The organism is Silvania sp. (assembly GCF_051656365.1).
Lineage (GTDB): Bacteria > Pseudomonadota > Gammaproteobacteria > Enterobacterales > Enterobacteriaceae > Enterobacter > Enterobacter hatchlandensis.
Map to the genome: position 1 here is coordinate 113,664 of NZ_JBOGBT010000094.1, position 11,876 is coordinate 125,539.

General features: G+C 57.7%; 14 protein-coding genes. 9 read left to right on the top strand and 5 right to left on the bottom strand.

The window, feature by feature from the left end; genetic code table 11:
- The first annotated feature begins 14 nt into the window (after positions 1-14).
- On the top strand, positions 15-1,430 hold the full coding sequence (locus ACRDD5_RS18555; RefSeq protein WP_438677618.1) for a PLP-dependent aminotransferase family protein: 1,416 nt from the start codon (positions 15-17) through the stop codon (positions 1,428-1,430).
- A 106-nt stretch (positions 1,431-1,536) separates the two neighbouring features.
- Here the strand turns inward: ACRDD5_RS18555 and foxA are convergent, their stop codons facing one another.
- The 3 genes from foxA to ACRDD5_RS18570 all read right to left on the bottom strand — a co-directional run bounded on the left by foxA (position 1,537) and on the right by ACRDD5_RS18570 (position 5,130).
- The gene (foxA, locus tag ACRDD5_RS18560) at positions 1,537-3,645 is read right to left on the bottom strand and encodes a ferrioxamine B receptor FoxA (protein WP_438677658.1); all 2,109 of its coding nucleotides are present in this window, start codon (positions 3,643-3,645) and stop codon (positions 1,537-1,539) included.
- 121 nt (positions 3,646-3,766) lie between these two features.
- The gene (locus ACRDD5_RS18565) at positions 3,767-4,747 is read right to left on the bottom strand and encodes an AraC family transcriptional regulator (protein ID WP_271283188.1); all 981 of its coding nucleotides are present in this window, start codon (positions 4,745-4,747) and stop codon (positions 3,767-3,769) included.
- Between the two features lie 158 nt (positions 4,748-4,905).
- Positions 4,906-5,130 (bottom strand): DUF2171 domain-containing protein, encoded by a 225-nt coding sequence (locus tag ACRDD5_RS18570; RefSeq protein WP_271283189.1) that lies wholly within the window; start codon positions 5,128-5,130, stop codon positions 4,906-4,908.
- A 235-nt stretch (positions 5,131-5,365) separates the two neighbouring features.
- Between ACRDD5_RS18570 and ACRDD5_RS18575 the strand changes: the two genes are divergently transcribed.
- Positions 5,366-5,551: a DUF2767 domain-containing protein gene (locus ACRDD5_RS18575; protein WP_438677619.1), complete on the top strand. Its 186-nt coding sequence runs from the start codon at positions 5,366-5,368 to the stop codon at positions 5,549-5,551.
- Positions 5,552-5,592: 41 nt separating this feature from the next.
- Here ACRDD5_RS18575 and ACRDD5_RS18580 read toward each other — a convergent pair whose 3' ends face one another.
- On the bottom strand, positions 5,593-6,714 hold the full coding sequence (locus ACRDD5_RS18580; RefSeq protein ID WP_438677620.1) for a ribosomal protein uL16 3-hydroxylase: 1,122 nt from the start codon (positions 6,712-6,714) through the stop codon (positions 5,593-5,595).
- A 205-nt stretch (positions 6,715-6,919) separates the two neighbouring features.
- On the opposite strand from ACRDD5_RS18580, the gene ACRDD5_RS18585 reads away from it, so the two are divergent.
- On the top strand, positions 6,920-7,216 hold the full coding sequence (locus tag ACRDD5_RS18585; protein ID WP_271283192.1) for an SH3 domain-containing protein: 297 nt from the start codon (positions 6,920-6,922) through the stop codon (positions 7,214-7,216).
- An 11-nt stretch (positions 7,217-7,227) separates the two neighbouring features.
- On the opposite strand, the gene ACRDD5_RS18590 is transcribed toward ACRDD5_RS18585, so the two are convergent.
- Positions 7,228-7,998 (bottom strand): DeoR/GlpR family DNA-binding transcription regulator, encoded by a 771-nt coding sequence (locus ACRDD5_RS18590; RefSeq protein WP_438677621.1) that lies wholly within the window; start codon positions 7,996-7,998, stop codon positions 7,228-7,230.
- Between the two features lie 95 nt (positions 7,999-8,093).
- Between ACRDD5_RS18590 and ACRDD5_RS18595 the strand changes: the two genes are divergently transcribed.
- The 6 genes from ACRDD5_RS18595 (at position 8,094) to ACRDD5_RS18620 (ending at position 11,873) form a co-directional block, all read left to right on the top strand.
- Positions 8,094-8,279 carry a hypothetical protein gene (locus ACRDD5_RS18595; RefSeq protein WP_438677622.1) on the top strand — a complete coding sequence of 62 codons (186 nt, stop codon included), beginning with the start codon at positions 8,094-8,096 and terminating at the stop codon, positions 8,277-8,279.
- A complete protein-coding gene (locus ACRDD5_RS18600; protein WP_271283195.1) occupies positions 8,276-9,433 on the top strand; it encodes an MFS transporter in 1,158 nt (385 codons plus the stop codon). The genes ACRDD5_RS18595 and ACRDD5_RS18600 overlap by 4 nt, the downstream gene beginning before the upstream one ends.
- Position 9,434: 1 nt before the next feature.
- Positions 9,435-9,821 (top strand): VOC family protein, encoded by a 387-nt coding sequence (locus ACRDD5_RS18605; RefSeq protein ID WP_271283196.1) that lies wholly within the window; start codon positions 9,435-9,437, stop codon positions 9,819-9,821.
- Between the two features lie 149 nt (positions 9,822-9,970).
- A complete protein-coding gene (locus ACRDD5_RS18610) occupies positions 9,971-10,435 on the top strand; it encodes a helix-turn-helix domain-containing protein (protein WP_438677623.1) in 465 nt (154 codons plus the stop codon).
- Complete coding sequence (locus tag ACRDD5_RS18615; protein WP_438677624.1) at positions 10,432-11,007, top strand: PIN domain-containing protein; 576 nt, start codon at positions 10,432-10,434, stop codon at positions 11,005-11,007. The genes ACRDD5_RS18610 and ACRDD5_RS18615 overlap by 4 nt, the downstream gene beginning before the upstream one ends.
- 266 nt (positions 11,008-11,273) lie before the next feature.
- The gene (locus tag ACRDD5_RS18620; RefSeq protein ID WP_438677625.1) at positions 11,274-11,873 is read left to right on the top strand and encodes a response regulator transcription factor; all 600 of its coding nucleotides are present in this window, start codon (positions 11,274-11,276) and stop codon (positions 11,871-11,873) included.
- The last annotated feature ends 3 nt before the right edge of the window (positions 11,874-11,876 follow it).

Sequence of the window (11,876 nt, forward strand, 5' to 3'; positions counted from 1 at the left end):
ACAAAGGATACAGCATGACGCGCTATCAACATCTGGCCAATCTCCTGGCACAACGTATCGAACAAGGGCTGTACCGCAGCGGGGAACGTTTACCCTCGGTGCGTACCCTGAGTCAGGAACATGGCGTCAGCATTAGCACCATTCAGCAGGCCTATCAGATCCTCGAAAACTTACAGCTGATCGTCCCCCAGCCGCGCTCGGGCTATTTTGTCTCTTCGCCCAGAGCGCAGCCGCCCGTTCCGGCAATGACCCGCCCGGTGCAGCGTCCGGTGGAGGTGACCCAGTGGGATGAGGTGATGATGCTCCTCGATGCCCGCGCCGATAAAGAGATGATCTCCTTCGGCGGCGGCTCGCCGGATCTTAACCAGCCGAGCCTGAAACCCCTGTGGCGCGAGATGAGCCGCATCGCCCAGCACAATCCCGGCGAGATGCTGAGCTACGACGTTCTGGAAGGACGGCTTGAACTACGCGAGCAGATTGCCCGCCTGATGCTGGACGGCGGCTCGACGGTGGCCGCCAATGAGATTGTGATCACCAACGGCTGTCACGGCGCGCTGTCGCTGGCGCTGCTGTCGGTGTGCCAGCCGGGGGATATCGTGGCGGTTGAATCGCCGTCGTTTCACGGCACCATGCAGATGCTGCGCGGGTTTAACATCAAAGCCATTGAAATCCCGACCGATCCGCAAACCGGGATCAGCATCGAAGCGCTGGAGCTGGCACTGGAACAGTGGCCAATTAAAGCCGTGATCCTGGTGCCCAACTGCAATAACCCGCTCGGGTTTATCATGCCGGAAGCGCGGAAACGTCAGGTGCTGGCGCTGGCCCAGCGACACGATATCGTCATCGTCGAGGATGATATTTACGGCGAGCTGGCGGCAGAGTACCCGCGCCCGCGCACCATTCACTCGTTTGATATCGACGGGCGCGTGCTGCTGTGCAGTTCGTTTACCAAAACCGTGGCACCGGGGCTGCGCGTGGGCTGGATTGTGCCGGGGCGCTATTACGACCGGGTGATGCACATGAAATATGCCGCAGGCGGGTTTAACGTGCCGGGCACCCAGATGGCGGTAGCGGCGTTTATCCGCAACGGGCATTACCATCGCCACGTGCGCAGGATGCGCCAGATTTATCAGCTGAATATGGAACGCTACACCTGCTGGGTGCGGCAGTATTTTCCGGTGGAGATTTGCGTCACACGTCCGCAGGGCAGCTTTTTGCTGTGGGTGGAGTTACCGGAGCAGGTGGATATGGTGTGCGTCAGCAAGCAGCTGTGCCAGCTGAAGATTCAGGCGGCGGCCGGATCGCTGTTTTCGGCTTCGGGTAAGTATCGCAACTGTTTACGCATTAACGTCGCTCTACCGCCCAACGAGAAGAATCGCGAGGCGTTGAAGAAGATGGGCGAGGCGATTCATATTGCGATGGAGGAGTAGTGCGGCATAGTGCGGCCTGATGCCCTCACCCCGGCCCTCTCCCACAGGGAGAGGGAGCAAACACAAAAAACGGCAACGAGGTTGCCGTTTTGCTTTTACCTGCGGCTTAGAACTTCCACGACACGCTGCCGACAATGCTGCGCTCGGCACCAAAGTAGCAGTACGACAGTGAGTTACAGGCCGCCACGTAGCTTTCATCCGTCAGGTTGTTGACGTTCAGCTGGGCACTCACCCCCGTCAGCCCCACCTTCGACAGGTCATAACCCACCGCCAGATCCACCAGCGTATACGACGGTAGCGTGTGGGTGTTCAGACGATCGCTGGTCACGCCGTTGACGTAACGCACGCCGGATCCCACCGTCAGACCGTCGAGCGGGCCGGTTTTGACGTCATAGCTCAGCCAGGTGCTGGCCATATTGCGCGGGGCATACACCGCGCGTTTGCCCTGCTCCTCCGGGCTGCTCTTCTTATAGCGGATATCGGTGTAGGTATAGGCCGCCTGCACGCGCAGGCTGTCGGTCAGTTGCCCTACCGCTTCCAGCTCCACCCCTTCAGATTCAATTTCACCGATGGAACGATACGGATCGGTCGGCTCCTCTTTGGTGGCGATGTTGGTCTGGTTGATGCGGAACACCGAGGCGCTGAACTGGCTGTTCATCCCTTCCGGCTCATACTTCACGCCCGCTTCCCACTGCTTGCCTTCCATCGGATCCAGCAGATCGCCGTTGGCATCGGCAAAGCTGGTCGGGGTAAAGGCGGTGGAGTAGCTGATGTACGGCGCGATCCCGCTGTCGAACAGGTACAACAGCGCCGCGCGGCTGCTGAAGTTGTTCTTATCCAGATCGCTGCGGGAATGATTCAGCTTGTCGATGTTCGAGACGCTCACCTGATCGTAACGTCCCCCCAGCGTCAGACGCCAGCGGTCCAGCGAGAGCTGATCCTGCAGGTAGTAGCCGGTCTGACGCAGCTTGTGCTTCTCCTGGCTGTACATGGTGATGTAATCCGGCTGCGCGCCGTACACCGGGTTGAAGGCATTGATCGGCGGGAAGCCGCCGTAGTAGCCGGTGGTGTCGTTACTGCGATCCTGATAATCGAGGCCAATCAGCACCCGGTGGTTCACCACCCCGGTGTCGAAGCTGCCATCGATCTGGTTATCGAGGGTGATGGCGTCCATCTTCTCGTCAGAGCCGGAATAGCCGCGGTTAAGCTCGGTGGCGTTCAGCCAGCCTGCGGCATACACCTGATTCAGCTCCACGTCGGTGTGCAGATAGCGCAGCTTCTGACGCACCGCCCAGCCGCTGTCGAACTGGTGCTCAATGTTGTAGCCGACCATGTTCTCGCGACGATCGTACTTGTCGTAATCGTCCTCGCCTTCGAAGAAGGTGTTGGAGATGCGCTGCCCGTCGTGCGGGACCACCGTGCCGTCGTACGGCAGACCGGAGTGGCTGCCGCCCTCGGGATCGCGGTGCAGATAGGCCATCAGATCGAGGCGCGTGTTATCGGTGATGCGCCAGGTCAGGCTCGGCATCAGGGCGTAACGCTCCTCTTTCAGGGGATCGAACTGGGAATCCGCGTAGCGGGTCATGCCGCTCAGGCGGGCCGCCACGCGGTCGTTATCGTCCAGCGGGCCAGTAAAGTCGAACATTGCCCCGCGCTGCTCGTTATTCCCGGCGAAAAGTTTGATTTCACCGCCCGCATCGAACGACGGTTTACGCGAGGTGAGCGCCACAATTCCGCCCGGTGACGAGCGGCCATACAGCACCGAGGCCGGGCCGCGCACCACTTCGATATTGTCGAGGAACCAGGGATCGACCACCAGCGAGCTGTGGGAGTTGGTGTCGCCCATCATCTTCAGGCCGTCGAGATAGACGTTGTCCAGACTGCCGTCGGAGAAGCCGCGCAGCACGATGTAGTCAAAGCGGTTAGAGGCGCCAATCTGGTTGCTGTAGACGCCGGGGGTATAGCTCACCGCCTGACGCACGCTGGTGGCACCCTGCTCTTCGAACTGCTCGCGGGTGACAATCGACACCGCCTGCGGGGTCTCGATATCCGGCGTCGCCAGCTTGGTGGCCCCGCTCTGCATCTGCGAGGTGACCACCACGGTCTCCGTTTTCGGCGTATCCTGCGCCAGTACCGGGAAAGCGACGCTCCCGGTAACCCATCCCACCAGCAGTGCCAGCCGCGATTTAGCGAACATGAAAATCTCCAAAGGTATTTCTAATTGTTAATAAGAATTATTACCTTTTTCATTTCGAAGTTAGCTATGCGCACCGCCAGAGTACGTATGCGCAATGCCAAACCGCACGCAGGGAGTTGGCGATCGGGAAGAAAGGGGGTTAGCGCCCGGAACGAACCGCGCCGGGACAGACGCCATAGCGACGGCGAAACGCGGTGGCAAAATTGGTGGCGTGCTGATAGCCCGACATCCAGGCGGCCTGCTGAACGCTGTGACCTTCCAGCAGGTAGCGGCGCGCCAGTCCGAGACGGCAGTCGCGCAGGTAATCGAACACCGTGCAGCCGTAGGTCTGGCGGAACTTACTGCGCAGGCTGCTGGGGCTCATCGCCGCCTGGGCGGCAAGCTGGCCGAGGGTGTATTCCTGCTCCGGGGCCTGTTCCAGCAGGTGGCGGATCTGCTCCAGCCGGGCCTGCTCGCTGCCTGACGCACGCCCCAGCGCCGCCCCCTGCTGCTCGCGCAGGTGCAGACCGTGGCCGAGCAGCTGGTACATTACCCCTTCCAGCAGCAGCTGGCGCGACAGGCTGCTGCGCTCGCGCTGCCGGGCGTGTTGAATACCCGCCAGCACGAAGTCCGGCACCTGCCAGACAAAGGTCGGAGCCTTGAGACTTTCCCACTGTTCCAGCAGCGAGGCGAGCAGACTTTCCCGGCGGGTATCGTTGGGGTAGACGCCAAAAGAGAGGGTGCGCAAGGCGATATCCGCATCATGACGGGCTGACATTGCCTGCTGCTCGCTCAGCCTGGCGCTGAAGGCCATCCCGGGGCGCACAGAATACACTTCGCCGCTCAGGGTCAGGGTTACGCAGCCTTCCAGCACCACCAGCACATACAGCGGGCTGCTGTGGCGGGAGGTGGTTTCGTAAGGTTGCAGGACGCGCACGTCAGAATGGGTTAATGAAATGCCGGACGGCAGGGTCATCTCTTCTACATCGCCGTGCAGCACGGGGCTGGTGGTGGCGCAGGCATCCGTCAACAGCGGGAAGCGGTAGTCAATGCCGTAGCGCTCACCAAATACCTTGAAATCTGCGACGAAAAAGGTCTTTTTCGTCGCCGTGGCCGGATCGTGGAGCGTTGTGTTGGACATACCTGCGCCTGGGGGAAAGAGAATAAAAAGAAAACAGTATCACTCCTTCAACGCGGCGGCAATGCAGGCAAATTTAACCCTGGTTTTAACAATATTACGCTCCGGCACAATGCCAGAGCGTAAATATCACAACGTCGGTTTTTCGGCAATTAAACTTATTACCAGTCAGCTGTCGCCTCTTCATGATTTTTGTTCAGAATCACTTTATTACCGTCCACTTTATCGACCCATTCCAGCGGTATAAAGTGGTGCTGCCCACCCGCTGCCGGATCGCTTTTCGCCAGCTTGATACGTAAGCCATCAAGATGGTCAACAACCCCTACGTGCGTACCGCAGCTCGCGACAACCTCAGCATGATCCTTGATTTCACTGTTATTTACCATTATCAATTCTCCTCAAAAGGTTATTTGGCTTGTCACACGAAATTAACTGTAGTCTAAAAAATTCGTATTAATCGCTTCATTATCATTTCGAAACATTATTGATTTAACTGTATTTAAGGACTACCTGAAAATAATCAGACGGATAGCAATGAAGATATAAGAATAGGCTGATTAATATTTTACCGTCGTTATTGTGCTGCATAATTACCTTCTCACACTCAACGTGGAGACATATATGGTAAGTGAAGATAATCGAACTGAAATATCCCTGGCTCTTGGCGAAGCGGTGTTAGAGGTCGTGCAAAAAGGCCAGGAAGTGTCGAGAGAGAATCTGGCACGGGCCATGAAAAGTAAAGCAGAGCGAGAGAGCGATGACGAGCGGCTTCTGGGTTACTGGAAAGCCTGTCATATGCTGGTGTAAAAGCGGCGGCGTGGGGCCGGTGCCCTGCGCCGCCTGTATCCTTATTCGTCGAAGAACCAGTAACCCTGGTTAATCAGCCCGGTCAGCTCTTCCACAAACGCCGGGTTTTGCAGCGCAGCGCCGAGTTCGGCCTGGCCCAGTTCCGTATAGCGGCACAGCGCATCGGCACCGTTAGCATCTGCCGTCCCGAGCTGTTCGCTGTTGATAAAGAAGCTGCCACCGATGTTCAGCACCCGCAGCCCGCTCAGACGGGTCAGCGTTTCGCCGCCCAGCAGCGCGTCGAGCACCTCTTCCGGGGCATATTCCGGCTCGGCAGGGGCGACATCCAGCTCGTGGCGCGGCGTGGAGATAAAGCTGCCAAACCACTTCTTAAAATCTTCCGGCTGGCTGATCATCTCGATCATCATCGTACGCAGACGATCCAGCTCGTACGCTTCTACGCGACCGGGATGCTCACGGCAGGTCAGATCCGGATCGTTGTAGTGCTCGCTCCCGAGATCGTTTTCCAGCGCGTAGTCGGCAAAGCTGCTGATCAGATCCCGGCCGTTCGGCCCACGGAAGCCCACGGAGTAGTTCAGCGCCGTTTCGTGAGTAAAGCCGTCATGCGGGAATCCAGGCGGAATATAAAGGATGTCGCCCGGAGCCAGATCTTCATCGATGATCGGCTCAAACGGATCGACGTGCAGCAGCGCCGGATGCGGACAGAACTGACGCATCGGCAGCTTGTCTCCCACGCGCCAGCGACGGCTGCCCATCCCCTGAATGATAAACACATCGTACTGATCGATATGCGGACCCACGCCACCGCCCGGCACCGAGAAGGAGATCATCAGATCGTCCAGACGCCAGTCCGGCAACACGCGGAACGGACGCACCAGCTCGGCCGCAGGCGCATGCCAGTGGTTAACCGCCTGTGCCAGCAGTGACCAGCCGGTTTCACCCAGGTTGTCGAAGTGCTCAAACGGACCGTTGCTGGCCTGCCATTTGCCCTCTTTATGGCTGACCAGGCGACTGTCCACTTCCGGCTCCATCGCCAGCCCTGCCAGCTCATCCGGGCTGATTGGATCGATAAAATTCGGCAGTGCGTTTTTTAAAACGACCGGTTTTTTTTGCCAGTATTTTTCTAAAAATTCCGGCCAGTTCAGGTTGAGTTGATACGCCATGGGTAGCACCAGTAAGAAGACAAACGGGCCTGATTATAGAAAGAGACGCCGATGCATTGCCTTGTCGTGGGTCAAGCGGCGATGAAAACCCACCGCTTAAGCCATTCGCATGACACGCCCTGACAGTTTCACGCTTTATCGTGAGCGCCAGATTAACCGCGACTTGTATCGTTAACCCTAAGAGCGTGTTGTTATGAGGCCTGCGATGAGCCCGTTTACTGAACTACCCGTTTCCGGCAGTGTGAATACTCTGATGGGAGTGTGTACCCGCAAAGAGAGTCCGTCCGTTTTCGCCCCCGTTGCCGACGCGCTGCCGGCGGGGAGTTACGTCAGCGTACAGGCTGCAGTGCTGGGCGATGCGGTGCAGGGCAATCCCCACTGGTATCGGATAGATGAAGATACGTTTATCTGGGCGGGCGCCTGTACCCGCATTGACCCCTACCCCGCGTTTCCGGAAAACACCCGAATCAACTGGACGGCGGTGGTGTTTGAGGTGCGTTAGCGCCTCACTTATCAGGCGCTGACAATCCGCACATCCTGCGCAGTGAACGCAGCGATCACGTCGTTATCCATGTTCGCTTCCACCACCAGCACGTCGATATCGCGGCTTTTCGCCACCACAAAGCGCGCCACGCCGGGGATTTTGTCGGTGGTCAGGGCCACGATGGTCTGGCTGCTCTGGCCGATCACCGCTTTCTTGAACTCACAGTCGGCAAAGTCGAAACCGGTCAGCCCCATGCCGGGATCCATCGCGCAACCGCCGATAAACGCCTGATCGAAAATAATCCCCTGGATCTGACTGGCCGCCGTCGCGCCCACCGTACCGCCGGAGGTGCGCTGGAGTTGCCCCCCGGTGATAATCACCTCGCAAAGGGGATGGCGCAGCAGCTCGGCGGCAATCGCCGGGGAGTTGGTGACCACCGTGATCGCCAGTTCCGCTGGCAGGGCCTTCGCCAGCGCGAGGTTGGTGGTGCCGGTATCGATAAAAATACAGCTGCCGGGTTTGATCAGCGTTGCCGCTTTCTGCGCGATCGTGACTTTTTTTGCGTGATTTTTTTGCTCACGGCTAACGAAATTGCCCGCATCGGCCAGCTGCAGCACTGCGCCACCGTAGACCTTTTTGCAAACTCCCTCTTTGCTAAGCTCATGTAAATCACGGCGAATAGTATGTTCGGAGACCTGCATCTGGATCGCCAGTTCGGCGCAGACCACTCTACCATTCTCCTGAAGGATCTGGCGGATCAGGGCTTGTCGTTGCTCCGGGAAAGCTGCATAATCGAGCATAATTAATCTTCTCTGGATCTGAATCGAGCATCAATGCGCATAATGTTGCATGACGGCTCACTCTGTCAAATCCTGCAGCCAGAAACGGGAGCGTCATGATGCAGCGCTATGATCCACACCCCCCACAGGTGGTCGCCAGTCAACCTCATGACGGGTTCTACTTTGAACCTGTCACCCATGGCGACCGCGCCCGGGAAACCGTCCAGCGGGAAGAGCTGTGCTCCCTGACTCCCGCTCATGCCCAGCTGGGCGAATTCCGCCAACGTAAGGACGTACGATGACCGCTTTCACCGCCAGCGCCGGACAGCGCCTCTCAACCCGGATCATCTTTTTTATCGCCGGATTTGTTACCGCCATCTGGGCGGTGATCGTGCCGTTCGCCAAGGCCAACACCGGGGTGAATGAAGCCACCCTCGGCTCGCTGCTGCTGTGTCTGGGAATGGGGGCGCTGATCGCCATGCCGCTCACCGGGATGCTGACCAGCCGCTACGGCTGTCGCCGGGTGATCCTGGTGGCGATGGCGATCGTGATGCTCACCACTCCACTGCTGGCGACGATCCCGGATCCGCGCCTGCTGGCCGCCGTGCTGCTGCTGTTTGGCGTCGGCGTGGGGGTAACGGACTGTGCGATGAACATTCAGGCGATTATCGTCGAGCGTGGATCGTCCACGCCAGTGATGTCCGGCTTTCACGGCATGTACAGCGTGGGCGGGATTGCGGGGGCGGGGGCGATGACCCTGCTGCTGACCCTGGGCACCAGCGCGTTTGCCGCCAGCCTAATCCTGACCCTGAGCGTGGCCGTGATGCTGGCATTAAGCCTGAAAGGGTTGCTGCCGTGGGCCAATCCGGCCTCCGGTCCGGCGTTCGCCATCCCGCGCGGCGTGGTGCTGTTGATTGGCGCCATCTGCTTTGCGGTGTTCCTCGCCGAAGGCACGGTGCTGGACTGGAGTGCAGTGTTCCTGACCGAGGTGCGCGGCGTGCCAGAGTCGCTCGGCGGGCTGGGCTTTACCTGCTTTGCGGTGGCGATGACCCTGTTCCGCCTGACCGGCGATAAGCTGATTGCCCGCACCGGCGCCCTGCGCGCGGTGGTGGGCGGCGCAATTATTGCCGCCCTCGGCTTTGCGCTGGTGACGTTTGTCCCGGTGTGGTACCTGTCGCTGCTGGGCTACGTGCTGGTGGGGGCCGGTTGCGCCAATATCGTGCCGGTGATGTTCTCCGCCGTCGGCCGCCAGACCCACATGCCGCAGGCGGTTGCCGTTCCGGCGATCACTACCATGGGCTATCTCGGGGTGCTCGCCGGGCCCGCGATTATCGGCTACGTGGCGCACGCCACCTCATTAACGCAGGCGTTTATGGTCATTATGGTGCTGATGCTGATTGTCGCAGCGCTGTCCGTGACCGTCACCGCCAGCCAACCAGCGCAAAACGAGGGTTAATATGAATATTGCACATGTCGCACTCTGGACCCGTCATCTGGACGCCCAGGTTCAGTTCTGGCAGACGGTTTTTGGCGGGCAAAGTAACGAACGCTACCTCAGCAAAAACCGCCCGGGTTTTGAATCGCACTTTATTACGCTCACCGACGGGCCGACCATCGAGCTGATGACCGTCCCGGATCTGCCCGACGCCCCGCCGCACCCGGAGTTTGTCGGCTGGGCGCATATCGCGTTAAACGTCGGTAGCCGTGGGGATGTGGATCGGATGGCGGAGCAGGCCCGGCTCAGTAATACCCTGTTGAGCGCCCCGCGCATGACCGGTGATGGCTATTATGAAGCCGTAATTGCGGATCCGGACGGGAACCGGATTGAGCTGGTGGGGGAGTAATCTTCCGTCACATCACCCTACTGAATACACCTGGAAAGCAAAAGCCCGCAATGCGGGCTTTTTCGTTTATTTCGTTTGTTGTGCTTTTCGTTTATTTCGATTAAAGTTCTCTATGAAAACTGAAACCCGACACTGACTGGAATACTGAAATGACAAACTCACTTCTGAACAGCCTTACATTACCGGCTCCCAGGGAGATTGAGGCAGCTGTACGCGGACAAAGGGAGCTTGCTACGTTCCTGTCCACCAAACATGAAACGCAAAAAATTGCGATTCAGGATGCACAGGATGTTACTCATCAAATAGAGCTGCCAACATCTTCACTGACGCTCCTGATGAGTATCCTGGGTGAACTTGCTGCGGGTAACGCCGTCCAGGTCGTGCCCGTGCATGCCGAATTGACGACGCAGGAAGCTGCCAACATTTTGAATGTTTCTCGGCCACACATGGTGAAACTTCTTGAGGAAGGCAAACTACCTTTCCATAAAACTGGCCGTCATCGTCGTATTCTTTTCGCAGACCTGATGAAGTACAAAGATCAGCGGGATGCAGAAAGCATACAAGCACTTCGCGAGCTGGCGGAACAAAGTCAGGAGCTTGGCTTTTATTCATGACACACTCACCTTATCCCGTCGTTCTTGATGCCTGTGTGCTCTACCCATCAATGCTGCGGGACCTTCTCATGCACCTTGGGAAAACGGGCTTATATCAGCCCAAATGGACGACTCAAATACACGATGAATGGCAGCGAAATCTGCTTATTAACCGCCCTGATATCACAGCAGATCAGTTGAAGCGCACAGAAACGCTCATGAATAAAGCCTTCGGCGACGCCTGCGTATCAGGATATGAGAGCATTATTGATGGACTGAGCCTGCCAGATCAGGATGACAGACATGTGCTCGCCGCTGCTATTCGTTCGGATTCAGAAGTGATTGTCACCTATAATCTTGCCGATTTCCCAGGTGGAAACCTCGCTGAATTTGATATCGAAGCGCTTCATCCAGATGAGTTCCTGTCGGACCTTTTCGACCTGAACCACGCGCTGGTTCTTGAGGCTGTGAGAATGCAGCGATCACACCTGCGTAACCCTCCCCTTACCCCAGACCAATTTTTGCAATGCCTGCTGCAGCTGGGCTTGCCGAAAACAGTGACTGAGCTGGAAAAATATTGGTTGATGATATAGCCCTTTCTCTGACAAGCGCTTGAACCCGTTTTTTACAGCGTCAGAAAGCAGCGTCTGAACTACGCTTACCCAATGTGAAAAGCGGTTTTGAATACTCACCCCTCGCTTTCATACAGTTATCATATTGTTAAATGATAATGAGAACTAATGTGTTAGAGTGGTTGCGTTCGAAAGCTGCCACCATAACCGCTTGAACAGTAGGGGGTAGTTTTTACGCTGAGCGAAAATCCTCTCATCTCTGTCAGGCTGAATCATTGGGGCTATTAATGGAACACATTGTTTACGTCGTTGATGATGATCACGCTGTCAGGCGGTCCGTTATCGGGCTGCTGGAGTCCGCCGGGCTGAACGCCCTCGACTTTTCCTCGGCAGAATCTTTTCTGCAGCACACCTTTGAAGACGTGCCCTCCTGCGTGATCCTCGATATGCAGATGCCCACCATCAGCGGGTTTGAGGTGGCGGATACCCTGAAGGCCAGCGGGCGCGAGATCCCGATTATCTATCTCACCGGGCACGGCACTATTCCGATGTCGGTAAAGGCGATCAAAGGCGGTGCGTACGAGTTCCTTACCAAACCGGTGGCGTCGAACGATCTGATCGACTCGATAAGCGCCGCGCTAAAGCTGGCGCAAGATAACGCCTCGCAGCTGCGGGAGCAGTATGCCCTGAAGCAGCGCCATCTCTCCCTCACCCCGCGCGAGCAGCAGGTGCTGCAGCTGGCGATCAGCGGCATGCTGAACAAGCAGATCGCCGCCGAGCTGGGGGTGAGTGAAATTACCGTCAAAGTCCACCGCCGTCGGGTGATGGACAAAATGCAGGCCCGCTCGCTGGCGGATCTGGTCAGGGCCGCCGAGCGCCTGACCTGAATC

Coding starts and splice junctions, on each gene's coding strand:
- ACRDD5_RS18565 (WP_271283188.1), bottom strand. CDS start 4,747: ATGTCCAACACAACGCTCCACGATCCGGCCACGGCGACGAAAAAGACC.
- ACRDD5_RS18555 (WP_438677618.1), top strand. CDS start 15: ATGACGCGCTATCAACATCTGGCCAATCTCCTGGCACAACGTATCGAA.
- ACRDD5_RS18595 (WP_438677622.1), top strand. CDS start 8,094: ATGATGCAGCGCTATGATCCACACCCCCCACAGGTGGTCGCCAGTCAA.
- ACRDD5_RS18600 (WP_271283195.1), top strand. CDS start 8,276: ATGACCGCTTTCACCGCCAGCGCCGGACAGCGCCTCTCAACCCGGATC.
- ACRDD5_RS18610 (WP_438677623.1), top strand. CDS start 9,971: ATGACAAACTCACTTCTGAACAGCCTTACATTACCGGCTCCCAGGGAG.
- ACRDD5_RS18580 (WP_438677620.1), bottom strand. CDS start 6,714: ATGGCGTATCAACTCAACCTGAACTGGCCGGAATTTTTAGAAAAATAC.
- ACRDD5_RS18620 (WP_438677625.1), top strand. CDS start 11,274: ATGGAACACATTGTTTACGTCGTTGATGATGATCACGCTGTCAGGCGG.
- ACRDD5_RS18615 (WP_438677624.1), top strand. CDS start 10,432: ATGACACACTCACCTTATCCCGTCGTTCTTGATGCCTGTGTGCTCTAC.
- ACRDD5_RS18575 (WP_438677619.1), top strand. CDS start 5,366: ATGGTAAGTGAAGATAATCGAACTGAAATATCCCTGGCTCTTGGCGAA.
- ACRDD5_RS18585 (WP_271283192.1), top strand. CDS start 6,920: ATGAGCCCGTTTACTGAACTACCCGTTTCCGGCAGTGTGAATACTCTG.
- ACRDD5_RS18570 (WP_271283189.1), bottom strand. CDS start 5,130: ATGGTAAATAACAGTGAAATCAAGGATCATGCTGAGGTTGTCGCGAGC.
- ACRDD5_RS18605 (WP_271283196.1), top strand. CDS start 9,435: ATGAATATTGCACATGTCGCACTCTGGACCCGTCATCTGGACGCCCAG.
- ACRDD5_RS18590 (WP_438677621.1), bottom strand. CDS start 7,998: ATGCTCGATTATGCAGCTTTCCCGGAGCAACGACAAGCCCTGATCCGC.